Origin of the sequence: Roseivivax marinus (assembly GCF_900109705.1) — a bacterium.
GTDB lineage: Bacteria > Pseudomonadota > Alphaproteobacteria > Rhodobacterales > Rhodobacteraceae > Roseivivax > Roseivivax marinus.
In genome coordinates, this window is sequence record NZ_FOAI01000006.1 from 171,399 (window position 1) to 186,558 (window position 15,160).

11 protein-coding genes are annotated in these 15,160 nt (G+C 69.1%); 5 read left to right on the forward strand and 6 right to left on the reverse strand.

Annotated elements, in window-relative coordinates:
- Positions 1–23: 23 nt before the first annotated feature.
- Entirely contained in the window at positions 24–3,005 is a 2,982-nt protein-coding gene (locus BMX29_RS09530) for a Hint domain-containing protein (RefSeq protein WP_092812231.1), read from the forward strand.
- A 20-nt stretch (positions 3,006–3,025) separates the two neighbouring features.
- Here the strand turns inward: BMX29_RS09530 and BMX29_RS09535 are convergent, their stop codons facing one another.
- From BMX29_RS09535 to BMX29_RS09555, 5 genes are all read right to left on the reverse strand, one after another.
- Entirely contained in the window at positions 3,026–3,805 is a 780-nt protein-coding gene (locus tag BMX29_RS09535) for a gamma-glutamyl-gamma-aminobutyrate hydrolase family protein (RefSeq protein WP_092812233.1), read from the reverse strand.
- Positions 3,806–3,882: 77 nt separating this feature from the next.
- Positions 3,883–4,311 carry a GlcG/HbpS family heme-binding protein gene (locus tag BMX29_RS09540; protein WP_043844640.1) on the reverse strand — a complete coding sequence of 143 codons (429 nt, stop codon included), beginning with the start codon at positions 4,309–4,311 and terminating at the stop codon, positions 3,883–3,885.
- 134 nt (positions 4,312–4,445) lie between these two features.
- Entirely contained in the window at positions 4,446–6,590 is a 2,145-nt protein-coding gene (locus BMX29_RS09545; RefSeq protein WP_092812235.1) for a malate synthase G, read from the reverse strand.
- Positions 6,591–6,733: 143 nt separating this feature from the next.
- A complete protein-coding gene (locus BMX29_RS09550; RefSeq protein ID WP_092812237.1) occupies positions 6,734–6,886 on the reverse strand; it encodes a DUF2256 domain-containing protein in 153 nt (50 codons plus the stop codon).
- An 11-nt stretch (positions 6,887–6,897) separates the two neighbouring features.
- Positions 6,898–7,227, reverse strand: a complete 330-nt coding sequence (locus BMX29_RS09555; protein ID WP_092812239.1) for a hypothetical protein — start codon at positions 7,225–7,227, stop codon at positions 6,898–6,900.
- 164 nt (positions 7,228–7,391) lie between these two features.
- On the opposite strand from BMX29_RS09555, the gene pepN reads away from it, so the two are divergent.
- Entirely contained in the window at positions 7,392–9,941 is a 2,550-nt protein-coding gene (gene pepN, locus BMX29_RS09560; protein WP_092812241.1) for an aminopeptidase N, read from the forward strand.
- Positions 9,942–10,155: 214 nt separating this feature from the next.
- Positions 10,156–11,034 (forward strand): lysophospholipid acyltransferase family protein, encoded by an 879-nt coding sequence (locus tag BMX29_RS09565; protein ID WP_043844644.1) that lies wholly within the window; start codon positions 10,156–10,158, stop codon positions 11,032–11,034.
- 177 nt (positions 11,035–11,211) lie between these two features.
- On the opposite strand, the gene BMX29_RS09570 is transcribed toward BMX29_RS09565, so the two are convergent.
- On the reverse strand, positions 11,212–12,045 hold the full coding sequence (locus BMX29_RS09570) for a transglycosylase SLT domain-containing protein (protein ID WP_244889201.1): 834 nt from the start codon (positions 12,043–12,045) through the stop codon (positions 11,212–11,214).
- Positions 12,046–12,152: 107 nt separating this feature from the next.
- On the opposite strand from BMX29_RS09570, the gene BMX29_RS09575 reads away from it, so the two are divergent.
- Together BMX29_RS09575 and gatB are read left to right on the forward strand one after the other, a co-directional pair.
- Positions 12,153–13,445 (forward strand): hypothetical protein, encoded by a 1,293-nt coding sequence (locus BMX29_RS09575; RefSeq protein WP_139196973.1) that lies wholly within the window; start codon positions 12,153–12,155, stop codon positions 13,443–13,445.
- A gap of 96 nt (positions 13,446–13,541) precedes the next feature.
- On the forward strand, positions 13,542–15,056 hold the full coding sequence (gene gatB, locus BMX29_RS09580; protein WP_092812245.1) for an Asp-tRNA(Asn)/Glu-tRNA(Gln) amidotransferase subunit GatB: 1,515 nt from the start codon (positions 13,542–13,544) through the stop codon (positions 15,054–15,056).
- The last annotated feature ends 104 nt before the right edge of the window (positions 15,057–15,160 follow it).

The window sequence follows — 15,160 nt, forward strand, 5'->3', positions numbered from 1 at the left end:
TCGCCCCGAGAAGAGAGCACCGGATGCCGACCTACACGTTGCGCTTCTATGCCTTCCAGCCGACGAACCTGATGGGGGCGTCGGGCTCGAGTTTCGTCTGGACCGGTCCGGCGGACTACAACGGCATTGCGACGATCACCGACAACGAGGCCGGCGCGGGCGGCCTGACGCTCGACGACGACAGCGCCGGGGGCGAGACCGCGACCGCCTCGGTCAGCGTGCCCGGGGGCACCTCGACCTCGACCACCGTCGATGCCGAGATCGTCTGGACCCTGCGCGACACCGTGACCGGACGCGAGTTCCAGGTCGCACAGTTCGACGTGGAGAGCGGCGGCGCGACGGGCCAGTACACACTCTCCGAGGCGCCGCTGATCCAGGGGCGCACCTACCAGGTGGTGCAGCGGGACACGAACCCGGACGTGAACGCGGGATCGCCCGTTTTCACCTATGCCGACTACGCCGAGCCCGATGGCATCGTCGACGGCACCTCCGGCGCCGACCGCATCGATCCGGACTATCTCGATCCGGCCTACGAGCAGACCGACGACTCCGCCGACGCGCCGGGCGACAGCGTCGAGGCGGGGGCCGGCAACGACACAGTCTACGGCGGCCGCGGCTCCGATACGTTGCTTGGCCAGGCCGGCGACGACGTGATCTACGGCGATTACGGCGGCACCGCCCCGCGCGACGTGGACGGCACACTGCGCTGGACCGACCAGGGCGGCGACGGGACCGACCTCTCGGCCGGGTTCACCCAGGATACCGGCGCCATCGACGTGACCCTCGGCTTCGAGGACACCGGCGACAACGTTCCCACCTTCCTCGTGGACACCGCGCGGCCGCAATACGTAGCCCCCGGAGAGGACTTCGCGTCCAACTCCTCGTTGTTCCTCTTCGGCCAGGGCAACGGTCCGACCTCGACCACAACCATGAGCTTCGCCGCATCCGACGGCGCCGACGTGGCGGACGAGGTCACCGACGTCTCGTTCCGCATCAACGACATCGACTGGGGCAGCGGGAACCACACCGACGTGGTCACCGTCACCGCCTTCGACGCGGCCGGCAACCCGGTGGCGGTCACGCTGACCCCATCGGGCGGCGACACGGTGTCGGGCAGCACGATCACGGCAAACGAGGTCGCCGATAACCAGGACCAGGCCGGCGGTTCGGTCCTCGTCGAGATCGCGGGCCCGGTCTCGAGCATCTCGATCACCTATGCCAACCAGCAATCCGGCACCCAGGGCATCTGGCTGACCGACGTGAACTTCACCGCGCAGACCCTCGGCGCGGGGGACGACTCGATCGTCGGCGGCGCGGGAAACGACCGGCTCTACGGCGAGGCCGGCAACGACACGCTGTCTGGCGGTGGCGACAACGACCTGCTCGACGGCGGGTCCGGCAGCGACTTCATGGACGGCGGGGCGGGCAACGACACGCTTCTCGGCGGCGGTGGCGCCGATACCGTCGCGGGCGGCACCGGCATCGACTGGCTGGACTACGGCAGTTCGGCCGCGCCTGTCTCGGTCGACCTCGGCGCAGGAACGGCCTCGGGCGGAGACGCCACCGGCGACGTGCTGGCCGGCGGCATCGAAAACCTTGCGGGCAGCGCGGGCGGCGACGCGCTGACCGGCGACGCAGGCGCCAACACCATCCTGGGGCGCGGCGGCGACGACACGATCGCGGGCGGCGGCGGGGCGGATTCCCTCGACGGCGGCGACGGGGCCGACAGCCTTCTGGGCGGCGCCGGGAATGACACCCTGCGTGGCGGCGCCGGCAACGACACCCTCGAGGGCGGCGCGGGCGCCGACATGCTCGACGCCGCATCGGGCATGGATTTCGTCAGTTACGCGGGCTCCGGCAGCGCGGTGCGGGTGGACCTGTCCAACAACACCTTCTCCGGCGGCGACGCCGAGGGCGACGTCAGCTGGGGTGGCCTCGACGGCATCATCGGCTCGGATTACGACGACGTGCTCACCGGCTACGACGCGCAGGGGCCGGACTGGACCAACGTCATCTACGGTGGCTCCGGCGACGACACCATCGACGGGCGCGGCGGAGACGACAGCCTCTACGGCGGCGTCGGCGCGGATTCGGTTATCGGCGGCACCGGCGCGGACTACATGGAGGGCGGTGCCGGCGACGACACGTTCGAGGTCGGCCGCGACGACACCGTCTCGGGCGGCGCGGGCGACGACCTCTACCGGTTGGTGGACCTCGGCGAGGGCGGCGGCGGCACGATCACCATCGACGGCGGGACGCTCGACCAGGCCAAGGGCGACCGGCTCGACCTCGCTGGGCTGGCCGACCGGGGCACGCTCACGCGGACCGAAACGGGCGGTGGCGAGTATTCCGGCTCGGTCACCATGTACGACGGCACGGTCGTCACCTTCTCGAACATCGACGACATCATCTGCTTCGTGCCCGGAACGCTGATCCTGACCGAGACCGGCCCCCGCCCGATCGAGACGCTTCGCCCCGGCGACCGGATCGTGACCAGGGACGCCGGGCCGCTGCCCTTGCGCTGGGTCGGCGCAAGCCGGGTCGGAGGCTTCGGTGACTTTGCTCCCGTGACGGTACCGGCGGGCGTCCTGCCGGGCCAGCGCCGGGCGCTGACCGTGTCGCCGCGGCACCGGCTGCTGGTCGCCGACTGGCGGGCAGGCATGTATTTCGCCGCGCCAGAGGTCTTCGTCACCGCCAGCCATCTCGACGATGCCGCGGGCATCTTCCGCGCCCCCACGGCCGAGGTGACCTACATCCACCTGCTGCTCGACGCCCATCACGTGATCTATGCCGAGGGCGCCGCGACCGAGAGCTTTCATCCCGGGCCGGTGGGACTCGCCGCGCTTTCGGACAGCGCCCGGGCCTCGCTCTTCGAGGCGGTGCCGACGCTACGGACCGGGGCCGAGAGCTACGGCCCCCTCGCCCGGATGGCAGTGAAGCGCCGCGAGGCCGCGCTGATCCGCCCGGCGCTGACGGCTGCGCCGTCGTCCGCCGCGGCGGCCTGACGGGCCGCGCGCTCCCGGCTTCAGGCGGTCTTGCGATCCGGCGTGGCCACGTGCCCGCGCGACCACGCCCGCGCGGCATCGCCGAAGGCCGCGAAGAGCGGGCGCGATACCGGGTCCTCGGCGGCGCGGTATTCCGGATGCCATTGCACGGCCAAAGCGTAGCCCGGCGCGCCGTCGACGTAGATCGCCTCGGGCGTGCCGTCATCGGCGGTGCCGTCGATCACGATGCGCTTCCCGGCGGCCTTGATCCCCTGCCCGTGCAGCGTGTTGGTCATGACCTGACGGCTGCCCATGAGCCGGTGGAACGGGCCGCCCTCGGTGAAGTTCACCGCGTGGCGCAGCGCGAACTTCTCCTCGATGGTGCCATCGGGGGGCATCCGGTGGTTCATGCGTCCCGGCAGGTCCCGGATCTCGGGATAGAGCGTGCCGCCCATCGCCACGTTCAGCTCCTGGAAGCCGCGGCAGACGCCCAGCACCGGCTGCCCGCGCTCGATGCAGGCACGGATCAAAGGCAGGACCACGCCGTCGCGGCCCCGGTCGAAGGCGCCGTGGGCCTCGGTCGGCTCCTCACCGTACTCCTCCGGGTGCACGTTCGGCCGCCCGCCTGGCAGCAGGAAGCCGTCGCAGGTGTCCAGCAGGTCCGCGAGGTCGACATGGGTCGGATCGGCAGGCACCAGGAGAGGCAGCCCGTCCGAAACCTCGGCCACCGCCTGCTGCAGCATCGTGCCGCTGGCGTGGGCGGGGTACTGGTCGTTGATCAGGTGCGAGTTGGTGACGATGCCGATGACCGGGCGGGCCATGTCTGCCTCTTGGATCAGGGACGGGTGAAAGCGCGTTCCACTCGATATAGGCCGCAAGGCCTCCCTGATAAAGCGGATCAGTCCTCGGCGGAAAGTCCCGCGGCCTCGATGCCCGCTTTCGCGGCAGCCGCATCGTTCTCCGAGGCATCCCCGCTCACGCCGACCGCGCCCATGGTCCGGCCCTTGGAATCCTTGACCAGAACGCCACCCGGCACCGGGATCATCCCGCCACCCAGCGCGCCGTTCGCGCAGGCCACGAAGTAGGCCTGTGCCTCAGCGCGCGCCATCTGTGCAGAGCCTGGCATCCCCAGCATCACCGCGCCATAGGCCTTGCCCCGGGCGATCTCGTAGCGGCCGGGGCTCGCGCCGTCCTCGCGCTCGAAGGCGATGAGGTTGCCGCCCGAATCCAGCACCGCCACTGCCATGGGCTTGAACTCGGCGCCGCGCGCGTGCTCCAGCGCCTTGCGGATCATCGTGCGGGCCCGTCTCAGCGAAATCTCGGCCATGTCGGCTCCCTTCCTGTTTCTTCCAAGTGATATCCTGGGCCGGCCGCGCGGATAATGCGCGCCCCGCCCGTCTTCTTCTCGTTCCAAGTACTCCGTGGTCCGGGGCAGAGCCCCGGTTCGCCGGTCTCATCCGCTTACGCCATCGCCTTCAGCTCGAGGCGCCGGCGATGCAGGACCGGCTCGGTGTAGCCCGAGGGCTGCTCGCGGCCCTGGAAGATCAGGTCGCAGGCCGCCTGGAAGGCGATCCCGTCGAAGCCCGGCGCCATCGGCCGGTAGGACGGATCGGCCGCGTTCTGGCGGTCCACCACCTCGGCCATCCGGCGCAGGATGGTCATGACCTCCTCGCGCTCCACCACGCCGTGATGCAGCCAGTTGGCGACGTGCTGGGCCGAGATGCGGCAGGTCGCGCGGTCCTCCATGAGGCCCACGTCGTTGATATCGGGCACCTTCGAGCACCCGACGCCGTGGTCGATCCAGCGCACCACGTAGCCGAGGATGCCCTGCGCGTTGTTCTCCACCTCGCGGGCGATCTGCTCGGGCGACCACTTGCGGAAGGACGCGAGCGGAATGTCGAGAAGCGCGTCCACGTGCGCCCGCCGGCCGCCGTCGCGCAACTTCTCCTGCACGCCCAGCACGTCCACGCGGTGGTAATGCAGTGCGTGAAGCGTGGCGGCGGTGGGCGACGGCACCCAGGCACAGTTGGCGCCTGCCTTGGGGTGGCCGATCTTGGCCTCGAGCATCGCCGCCATCAGGTCCGGCATGGCCCACATGCCCTTGCCGATCTGCGCCTTGCCCGAGAGCCCGCATTCGAGGCCGATGTCCACGTTGCGGTTCTCGTAGGCGGTGATCCAGCCCTTGTCCTTGATGAAGCCCTTGCGGCTGAAGGGTCCCGCCTCCATCGAGGTGTGGATCTCGTCGCCGGTGCGGTCGAGGAAACCGGTGTTGATGAAGGCGCAGCGGTGCTTCGCGGCCCGGATGCACTCCTTGAGGTTCACCGAGGTACGGCGCTCCTCGTCCATGATGCCGAGCTTCACGGTGTAGCGCGGCAGGCCCAGCGCTTCCTCGACGCGGGTGAAGGTCTCGTCGGCGAAGGCGACCTCGGCCGGCCCGTGCATCTTGGGCTTCACCACGTAGACCGACCCTTCGGTCGAGTTGCCGCCAGCCCGCGACAGGTCGTGGCGCGCGATCAGCGTGGTGACCATCGCGTCCATCAGCCCCTCGAAGATCTCCGAGCCGTCGTTCAGCAGGATCGCGGGGTTGGTCATGAGGTGGCCGACATTGCGCACCAGCATCAGGGCGCGGCCCTTCACGGTCACGGTCCCCTGCCCGTCCGGCGCGGTGAAGGCCGGATCGGGGTTGAGCGCGCGCGTCACGGTGGCGCCGCCCTTCTCGAAGCGTTCGGTCAGGTCGCCCTTCATCAGGCCCAGCCAGTTGCGGTAGGCCAGCGCCTTGTCCTCGGCGTCGACGCAGGCGACCGAGTCCTCGCAATCCATGATCGCCGAGACCGCGCTTTCCAGCCGCACGTCGGCAAGCCCGCACTGATCGCGGGCGCCGATCTGGTGGGTGCGGTCGAAGACCAGTTCCACGTGCAGACCGTTGTTGCGCAGCAGGATCGCCTCGGGCGCCTTGGGGTGGCCGCGGAAGCCCACGAACTTGTCGGGCTGGGCCAGCGGCATGTCATCGACCAGCAGCGCGCCGTTCTTCACGTGGTAGCGGCGCGCATCGGCATGGCTGCCGCCGTCGATGGGGAACGCCTCGTCGAGGAACACGCGGGTGCGCGCCACCACCCGGGCGCCGCGGCCCTTGTCATAGCCGCCCGCCGGCGGCGGCGTGCCCAGCGCATCGGTGCCGTAGAACCCGTCATAGAGAGAGCCCCAGCGCGCATTCGCGGCGTTCAGGGCATAGCGCGCGTTGGTGATCGGCACCACGAGTTGCGGGCCGGGCACCGTGGCGATCTCGGGATCGACGTTCGAGGTCTCGATCTCGAAGTCGTCGCCCTCGGGCAGCAGGTAACCGATCTCTTCGAGGAAGGCCTTGTAGGCGGCGTGGTCGTGCGGATGGTCGCGATACGCGGTGTGCCAGTCGTCGATCTTCGATTGCAGGTCCTCGCGAACCTTCAGCAGTTCGGCGTTGCGCGGCGCGAAGTCATGCGCCAGCGCCGACAGGCCCGACCAGAACGCCTCGGCCTCGACACCCGAACCGGGCAGCGCCTCGGTCTCGATGAAGTCGCAGAGGATCTTGTCCACCTGCAATCCGTGGCGGTCGATGCGGTCGGTCATGGGCGTCTCCTCCTTGCCGTGTCGGACTGTGCCGGCGTGGCCGGCATACCGTCGTGCGCAGATGACACGGGTTTCCTATCGGAAACAAGACCCCGGCCGCTGGCAGCGACCGGGGTCTTTTACCTTTGCACGTCGGAGCGGCATCAATCGGTGGACTTGCGGTTGCGCCTGCATCTCTCGGAGCAGTAACGCACTTCGTCCCAGACCTTCTCCCACTTCTTGCGCCAGGCGAAGGGCCGCCCGCAGACCGGACAGACCTTGGTGGGCAGGTCAGCTTTCTTGCGGGAGCGGGCCAATCCGGCGGGTCTTACTGGGTGCCGCCGTTCTCGTTTTCTGTCCCGGAGCCGCCGCTTTCGCCTTCGCTATCGGCGCTCACCGACCCGGTGGAATTGCCGCCGGGCTCGTAGGTCTCCTCCTCGAAGCCTTCGAGCGCCTCTTCGGTCTCCATGCCCTCTTCCACGGTGGGCACGGTGTCGTCTCCGCCGGGCTCACCGGTGTCGTCCTGACCGCTGACGACCAGCCAGACGATCAGGCCGAGCAGCAGGATCCCGGCATAGATGATGGACGCGCGAATCCCCAGAAGGGCGGGACGGTGACGCTGTTCTTCCTTCTCGGTGTTGGTATCGGGTGCGGACATTCTGAAAACCTCTGGTCAGTGCTGGGCCGCGCGGGCGGCGCACACGTTGCGGCGGCGCGGCGGGTTGGCTTAGACGGTAGATCAGCCAAAGCGGTCGGCAAGCTGGTCGACCCCCGCTCCCGGCACCATGTCGCCGAGGGCGCGAACCCCGAAGGAGTGCCCCCGTGAAAGACGCGAGCCCGCAGACGATCTACCTCAAGGACTACACCCCGTTCGGCTACGTGGTGGAGGGCGTGGAGCTGACCTTCGCCCTCGCGCCCGAGGCCACGCGGGTGAAGAGCCGCATCCGCTTCGCCCCGAACCCGGACGCCACCGACCGCACGTTTTTCCTGCATGGCGAGGACCTTACGCTGATCTCGGCGGCGATCGACGGAAGCCCGGTCACGCCCACGCTGACCGAGCAGGGGCTTACCTGCGAGGTGCCCGACGCCCCCTTCACCTGGGAAGCCGAGGTCGAGATCGCGCCGGCGAAGAACACCGCGCTCGAAGGACTCTACATGTCGAACGGCATGTATTGCACCCAGTGCGAGGCCGAGGGATTCCGGAAGATCACCTACTATCCTGATCGCCCGGATGTGATGGCGACCTTCGACGTCCGGATCGAGTCGGACCTGCCGGTGATGCTGTCGAACGGCAATCCCGGCACACGGGACGGCGGGGTCGCGGAATGGCACGACCCATGGCCCAAGCCCTCCTACCTGTTCGCGCTGGTGGCGGGCGATCTCGAGGCGCGTTCGGACAGCTTCACCACCCGGTCGGGCCGGCACGTGGACCTGAACCTCTGGGTGCGCCCGGGCGACCTCGGCAAGACCGCGTGGGGCATGGAGGCGCTCAGAACCTCGATGCGCTGGGACGAGGAGGTCTACGGCCGTGAATACGACCTCGACGTGTTCAACATCGTCGCCGTGGACGACTTCAACATGGGCGCGATGGAGAACAAGGGTCTGAACATCTTCAACTCCTCGGCGGTGCTGGCAAGCCAGGACACCTCGACCGACGCCAATTTCGAGCGGATCGAGGCGATCATCGCGCACGAGTACTTCCACAACTGGACCGGCAACCGCATCACCTGCCGCGACTGGTTCCAGCTGTGCCTCAAGGAAGGTCTGACCGTCTTCCGCGACAGCCAGTTCACCGCCGACCAGCGCTCGGCTCCGGTGAAGCGGATCGGCGACGTGATCGACCTGCGCGCCCGCCAGTTCCCCGAGGATCAGGGGCCGCTGTCCCATCCGGTCCGGCCCGAGAGCTTCCAAGAAATCAACAACTTCTACACCGCCACGGTCTACGAGAAGGGCGCCGAGGTGATCGGGATGCTCAAGCGGCTGGTGGGGGACGAGGCCTATGACAAGGCCGTCGCGCTCTATTTCGAGCGTCATGACGGTCAGGCCTGCACCATCGAGGACTGGCTTCAGGTCTTCGAGGACACCACCGGCCGCGACCTGTCGCAGTTCAAGCGCTGGTACACCCAGTCGGGCACGCCCCGCCTGTCGGTCGAGGAAAGCTACGAAGGCGCGCGCTACACGCTGACCTTCCGCCAGCGCACGCCCGCCACGCCCGGCCAGTCCGAGAAGCTGCCGCAGGTGCTGCCCGTGGCGGTGGGCCTTCTTTCGCCCGGCGGCGAAGAGGTGCTTCCGACGCAGTTGCTCGAGGTGACCGAGCCCGAGCAAAGCTTCACTTTCGACAACATGCCGGACCGGCCGATCCCGTCGCTCCTGCGCGGCTTCTCGGCCCCCGTGGTGCTCGAGCGCGAGAGCGACGCCGCCGAACAGGCCTTCCTGCTGGCCCACGACACCGATCCCTATTGCCGGTGGGAAGCCGGACGCGGCCTTGCGCGCGGGTCGCTGATCGCGAGCGTGGTGGACGGGGCCGATCCCGACGGCGCGTGGCTCGACGCGCTGCGGGCGGTGGTGACCGACCCCGCGCTCGACCCCGCCTACCGCGCTCTGATGATGGGGCTGCCGACGCAGTCCGAGCTGGCGCAGGCTCTCTACGAGAAGGGCATCACGCCCGACCCCGACGCGATCCGCGATGCGGTCGAGGCCACCGTCCGCGCCACAGCCGACCGCTGGGCCGACGACCTGCCGGGCCTCTCCGAAGAGGCGCGCGTGGCCGAACCCTACGCCCCGGACGCACAGCAGTCCGGCAAGCGCGCGCTCGGCACGCGCGTGCTGTCGCTGGTTTCGCGCCTCGACGGCGGATCGGCGGCCAAGGCGCAATTCGAGGCGGCGGACAACATGACCCTGAAGCTCGCGGCGCTCGGCAATCTTGTGCGGCTTGAGCGAGCGGACGACGCGCTCGCGGCGTTCGAGGCACAGTGGAAGGACGACCGCCTGGTCATGGACAAGTGGTTCGGCATCCAGATCATGTCCGCCCCCGCCCCGGTTGCAGTCGAGCGGGCGGAAGCCCTGACCGGACACGCAGCCTTCGACTGGACGAATCCCAACCGCTTCCGCGCGGTGATGGGCGCGCTGGTGTCGAACCATGCCGGCTTCCACCGGGCCGACGGCGCGGGCTACGACTTCCTCGCCGGATGGCTCGCGCGTCTCGACGAGAAGAACCCGCAGACCGCGGCGCGGATGGCGACGGCCTTCCAGACCTGGCGGCGCTACGACGACGACCGTCAGGCCAAGATGCGCGCCGCACTCGAAAGCCTGCGCGACAAGCCGAAGCTCAGCCGCGATATGGGCGAGATGGTCGCCCGCCTGCTGGGCTGACAGAAGCGGGCCCCGTTCGGCACATCTTCGCCGGGCGGGGCCGTCATCAAAAATTCAATGTGTCACGGGAACTTTTCCCGCTAGATCATCGTTCCACAAGGCTAAGGCCGCGCATTTCGCTCGTGCCTTTCGCCAGCCCGAGGCGTGACGCGCTTCCCTTCGCGGAAGGCTCGTGTCATGGGTCCGTAACGAGACGTGGCTTGGGTGCCTGAATATGACCGAAAGCATCAAGGATCGCATCGACCCGCTGATCGAGGAACGGGCCCCGTGGCTCTTCTCGAACCGTCTTGGTACGCGGCGGGCGCGGCAGGTCCTGAACATGATGCTGGGCTACGAGCGCACCATTGCGCTCGGTGAGCGGCTGAACGACCTGCCGGCGTCCGAGATCATGGCGATCCTCGGCGAGATGCTGGCGCGCGACGTGCAGGCCTCGGGCCTGTCGAACATCCCCCGCAACGGTCCGGCGCTGGTCGTGGCCAACCACCCCACGGGCATCGCGGACGGGATCATCCTGCATCACCTGCTCGCGCCGCTGCGGCCCGATGCCTACTACTTCGCGAACCATGACATCCTGCGGGTCCTGCCGCAGTACGAGGCCATGATCGCCCCGGTGGAATGGCGCGAGGAAAAACGCAGCCATGGCAAGACGCGCGAAACGATGGCCTATACCCGCCGCGCCGTCGAGGCGGAACGTCTCGGCGTGATCTTCCCGGCCGGACGCCTCGCCAAGCGCCGCGGGCTCAGCCTGCACGAACGGCCGTGGATGGCGTCCGCGGCGATGATCGCGCGCAAGTTCGACCTGCCCGTGATCCCGGTGAACATCCGCGCCCGCAATTCGGCGCTGTTCTACCTCTTCGACCTGATCCACCCGACGCTGCGCGACATCACGCTCTTCCACGAGACGCTGAACAAGGCGCGCCAGCCCTACCGCGTGACGGTGGGCGAGCCGATCTCGGCCGCGGCGCTGCCGAAGACGTCGGACGAGGGCATCGACCTTCTGCGCCGCGCCACGCTGGCCCTCGGCGGCCGTCGCGCCCCGGCGGTGTCGCTGATCGACAACTCGCGCCGCCCGTCCTGGCTCAAGGCGACCTGAGCACCGCGCGGGCTGACAGTTTTCCAGTAAGTTCAAGCTAATAGCGCGCGACGTCAAAGCGCCACACCAGATGGCACGACACCTCGAACATTACGATTTCCGGAAGATTCGTGGACGCGCCGCACAGCTTGGCGCGCCCGGAAACCGGCCCGCCGCATCACGACGGGCCGTGGCGCGTCAGGGGGCCAGCCGGCCCTGCGTGCTGAACACCGGAGCGTCACGCGGCGGGATCTCGGCATAGAGCGGGACGGTCTCGTCGACGTCCGGACGCGCCATCGGGCGCTTGCCCGGGACCGATTTGCAGAACGCCTGGCTGCGCGTGTACGCGATCATGTCCGAGCGCTTGGTGCTCGAGTGGAACGGCCCCCAGTCGGCGGCCACGCCACGCATGCCGGCCGACACCACGCCATCGCGCGCCACGGTGCGCGCCATGATCCGCAAGCCGCAGCTGAGATTCGCGGCGCCCGATTGCAGCGCCGCGCCCGAGCCCGCGCGGCAGCCATAGAGCCGCGCCGTCGAAGGCAGGATCTGCAAAAGGCCGTGCCAGCGCCCGCCGCCGCCCACCACCGTAGGGCGATAGGTGCTTTCGTGCTTGGCCAGCGCCGAGACGAGGCTTACCCAGAACGCCTCGCGCAGGCGGCGGTTGTTCTCCTCGTAGGCGGGGCACCAGGTGTCGATATCGCCGGGCACGATATCGGTCAGCCCGGAGGCCGGGCCGCGCAACGCCGAGACCGCGGCGCGGGTCCAGGTCTGGCCGCGCGCCGAGGTGCCCCAGCGCGCCTTCGGCAGCCGGTCGTCGCGCACCTTAGGGCGCAGCGACACCTCGACCGCCTGATCGGACACGCCGGCACCGGGATGCGGGGACATCGCGCCGATCGTCTGGGCGGAGGCCGGTCCGGCCCCGCTCACGGGCAGGCTGAGGCAGAGAAGGAGCGCCGCGGCAGTCGCGCGCAGCGGGGTCCACGGGGACCGGCGCGGTGCCGGCCATGCGGTGTGAGTGGCAGCTCTCATGCTGTCCGGTGTCCTTAATCACGCGCGCGCGTGCAAGCGCGGCAACATTCCATGCGCGGAATGCCGCCAAATCGCGCGTTTACCATTCGGATTTTGGAAGCCCTGCATTGGCCCCTCGCGCGCTCGGTCTGCGCCATTTTGCCGCCCCGATGCGCCGCCACACCCGGCTCATGTTCAATGCCCGCGCCTTCCTCCACCGCCCTCGAATTGCTGACGTTCGCGACCTGGCCCGCGGTGCCATGCGTCCCTTTGGTCAGCGGGTCGGCCTGCCCCCCGAGGCTGCCGAACGGCCAGAACCGGGGCAGATCGACGTGCCGATCCTGACCTCCAGCGCGGAGGATCGTGCCCGCGCGCAGATCTTGGCCCAAGGCCGCCACCTTGCCCGGCAACAGGACTGGGCCGAGCTCGGGGCGCTGATCCGGGCCGCCGATTCGGCGCGCGCCCTGACGCCGGGCGGCGCATCGGTGGCCGAACTGCTGGCCGCAGGCGCACGTGAGGATGCCGTGAGCGCCGCCTGTGCGGCAGCGGGTCGCTCGGACGCCGACGCCGCAAACCGTCCGATCGCGGACCTGCGCGACGAGCTTGACGCGCTCAGCCTCGATCACGGTGTCGCGTTGGTGGTGGTGCGGGCGCATCTGGATCTGGGCACCGCGTGGCTCCGTCAGGCAGCCGACCGGCGGATCGGCCGGGCGGGGTTTCACACCCACTTCAACGCGGCACGCAAGCTGCTCGACGCATTCGACCCCGTAGAGGCCGACGCCGCCAGCCTCGCCGCGGCGCGCTGCGCGGTTCTGCCAGGCACCCGCGGGGCAGCGGCGCGGGTGATCGACGATTACGACGACCTCATCGATCTCGACCCACGCTGCGCGCGACACCTCTCGGCGCTCGGGCGCGACATGATGCCGGACCGGTTCGGCAGCCACGCCGCGCTGCACGAGGCGGCTTGCCGCTCTGCGGCGCGCACCGCGGACATCTGGGGCATGGGAGGCTACGTCTGGACCTGCCTCGACGCCATCGACGCGGACCCCTCCTGTGTCGCGGCGCTCGACCCTGCGCTTTTCGTCGAGGGGCTGCACGACATCCTCGCCGCGGGCCCTGACCAGGCGGTCGTGAACCGGCTCGCCGCGCTCACGGGGTTCACTCTCTCCTGCGGGCCGGATGCACCGCCCGCACATCGCGCCATCGCGACCTCGTTCTGCTGGATCGTCACCGACCACCTCCGCGAGGTGCATCCGCGGGTCTGGGCCGCGGCGCCCTCGCCCGTCGCAACGGCCGCCCCGGCCGACGGACCGGAAACCGGTGCCGCCCGCGCGCTGTCGTCCATCGGCCGTCTTTTCGCCGACGACCTCGCCGCCGGGCGCAGCGTGCGCGCAGGGCCGGAAGGCTGGACCTACGCCTGACGGCGCGCACGGCGCGCCCTGCCCCTCTTGCCCCGTCCGGGCCGCGGGACTAAACCCGCGTGCGACCCACGCGAGTGATCCCGAAGGAGACCGTTCATGCTGGACCTGACATACGAGGCCCCGACGCCCAAGGTCATCGCCGGAGCCCAGCACGACTGGGAGCTCGTGATCGGCATGGAAGTGCACGCCCAGGTGGCGAGCCGGGCCAAGCTGTTCTCGGGCGCGTCGACCCGTTTCGGCGCAGAGCCGAACTCGAACGTGTCGTTCGTGGATGCGGCGATGCCGGGGATGCTGCCGGTCATCAACGAGTTCTGCATCGAGCAGGCGGTCCGCACCGGCCTCGGCCTGAAGGCGCAGATCAACCTGCGCTCGGCCTTCGACCGCAAGAACTACTTTTATCCCGACCTGCCGCAGGGCTACCAGATCAGCCAGCTGTATCACCCGCTCGTTGGCGAGGGCGAGATCCTCGTGGACATGGAGCCGGGCATTGCCCGCAAGGTCCGGATCGAGCGTATCCACGTAGAGCAGGACGCCGGCAAGTCGATCCACGACATGGATCCCGCGATGTCCTTCGTGGACCTCAACCGCACCGGCGTCGCGCTGATGGAGATTGTCAGCCGCCCCGACATCCGCGGCCCCGAAGAGGCGGCCGCCTACGTCACCAAGCTGCGCCAGATCCTGCGCTATCTCGGGACCTGCGACGGCAACATGCAGAACGGCAACCTGCGCGCCGACGTGAACGTCTCGGTGTGCCGCCCGGGCGCCTACGAGAAGTACATGGAGACGCAGGATTTCGCGCATCTCGGCACGCGCTGCGAGATCAAGAACATGAACTCCATGCGCTTCATCCAGCAGGCCATCGACTACGAGGCGCGCCGCCAGATCCGCATCATCGAGGGCGGCGGCGAGGTCGTGCAGGAAACCCGGCTCTACGATCCCGACAAGGGCGAGACGCGGTCCATGCGCTCGAAGGAAGAGGCGCACGACTACCGCTACTTCCCCGATCCGGACCTGCTGCCGCTCGAGATCGAGCAGGCCTGGGTCGACGGCATCGCCGCCACCCTTCCCGAGCTGCCGGACGAAAAGAAGGCACGCTTCGTCAAGGACTTCGGCCTCAGCGAGTATGACGCCTCGGTACTGACCGCCGACACCCAGAACGCCATGTATTTCGAGGAAGTGGCCGGCGCCTGCGGCGACGGCAAGCTCGCGGCGAACTGGGTCATCAACGAGCTGTTCGGCCGCCTCAAGAAGGACGACCGCGATATCGCCGACAGCCCGATGTCGCCGGCGCAGCTGGGCGGGATCGTCAAGCTCATCAAGGCCGACGAGATCTCGGGCAAGATCGCCAAGGACGTGTTCGAGATTGTCTACACCGAGGGCGGCGACCCCGCCGACGTGGTCGAGGAGAAGGGTCTCAAGCAGGTGACCGACACCGGCGCCATCGAGGCCGCGGTCGACGACGTGATCGCCGCGAACCCCGCACAGGTGGAAAAGGCGCAGGCCAACCCCAAGCTCGCGGGCTGGTTCGTGGGACAGGTGATGAAGGCCACCGGAGGCAAGGCGAACCCGAAGGCCGTGAACGAGATCGTCACGGCGAAACTCGGCCTCTGAGCGGCCCGCCGGCCGTTCGGCCGGTTGTTGCACTCGCGACGAACGACCGACGCCGAAGCCGGGCGCCGTCCGGCTTCGCGTCCTACTGAACGACAAGGCGCCCA

Coding starts and splice junctions, on each gene's coding strand:
- BMX29_RS09530 (WP_092812231.1), top strand. CDS start 24: ATGCCGACCTACACGTTGCGCTTCTATGCCTTCCAGCCGACGAACCTG.
- BMX29_RS09535 (WP_092812233.1), bottom strand. CDS start 3,805: ATGGCCCGCCCGGTCATCGGCATCGTCACCAACTCGCACCTGATCAAC.
- BMX29_RS09540 (WP_043844640.1), bottom strand. CDS start 4,311: ATGGCCGAGATTTCGCTGAGACGGGCCCGCACGATGATCCGCAAGGCG.
- BMX29_RS09545 (WP_092812235.1), bottom strand. CDS start 6,590: ATGACCGACCGCATCGACCGCCACGGATTGCAGGTGGACAAGATCCTC.
- BMX29_RS09555 (WP_092812239.1), bottom strand. CDS start 7,227: ATGTCCGCACCCGATACCAACACCGAGAAGGAAGAACAGCGTCACCGT.
- BMX29_RS09565 (WP_043844644.1), top strand. CDS start 10,156: ATGACCGAAAGCATCAAGGATCGCATCGACCCGCTGATCGAGGAACGG.
- BMX29_RS09570 (WP_244889201.1), bottom strand. CDS start 12,045: ATGAGAGCTGCCACTCACACCGCATGGCCGGCACCGCGCCGGTCCCCG.
- gatB (WP_092812245.1), top strand. CDS start 13,542: ATGCTGGACCTGACATACGAGGCCCCGACGCCCAAGGTCATCGCCGGA.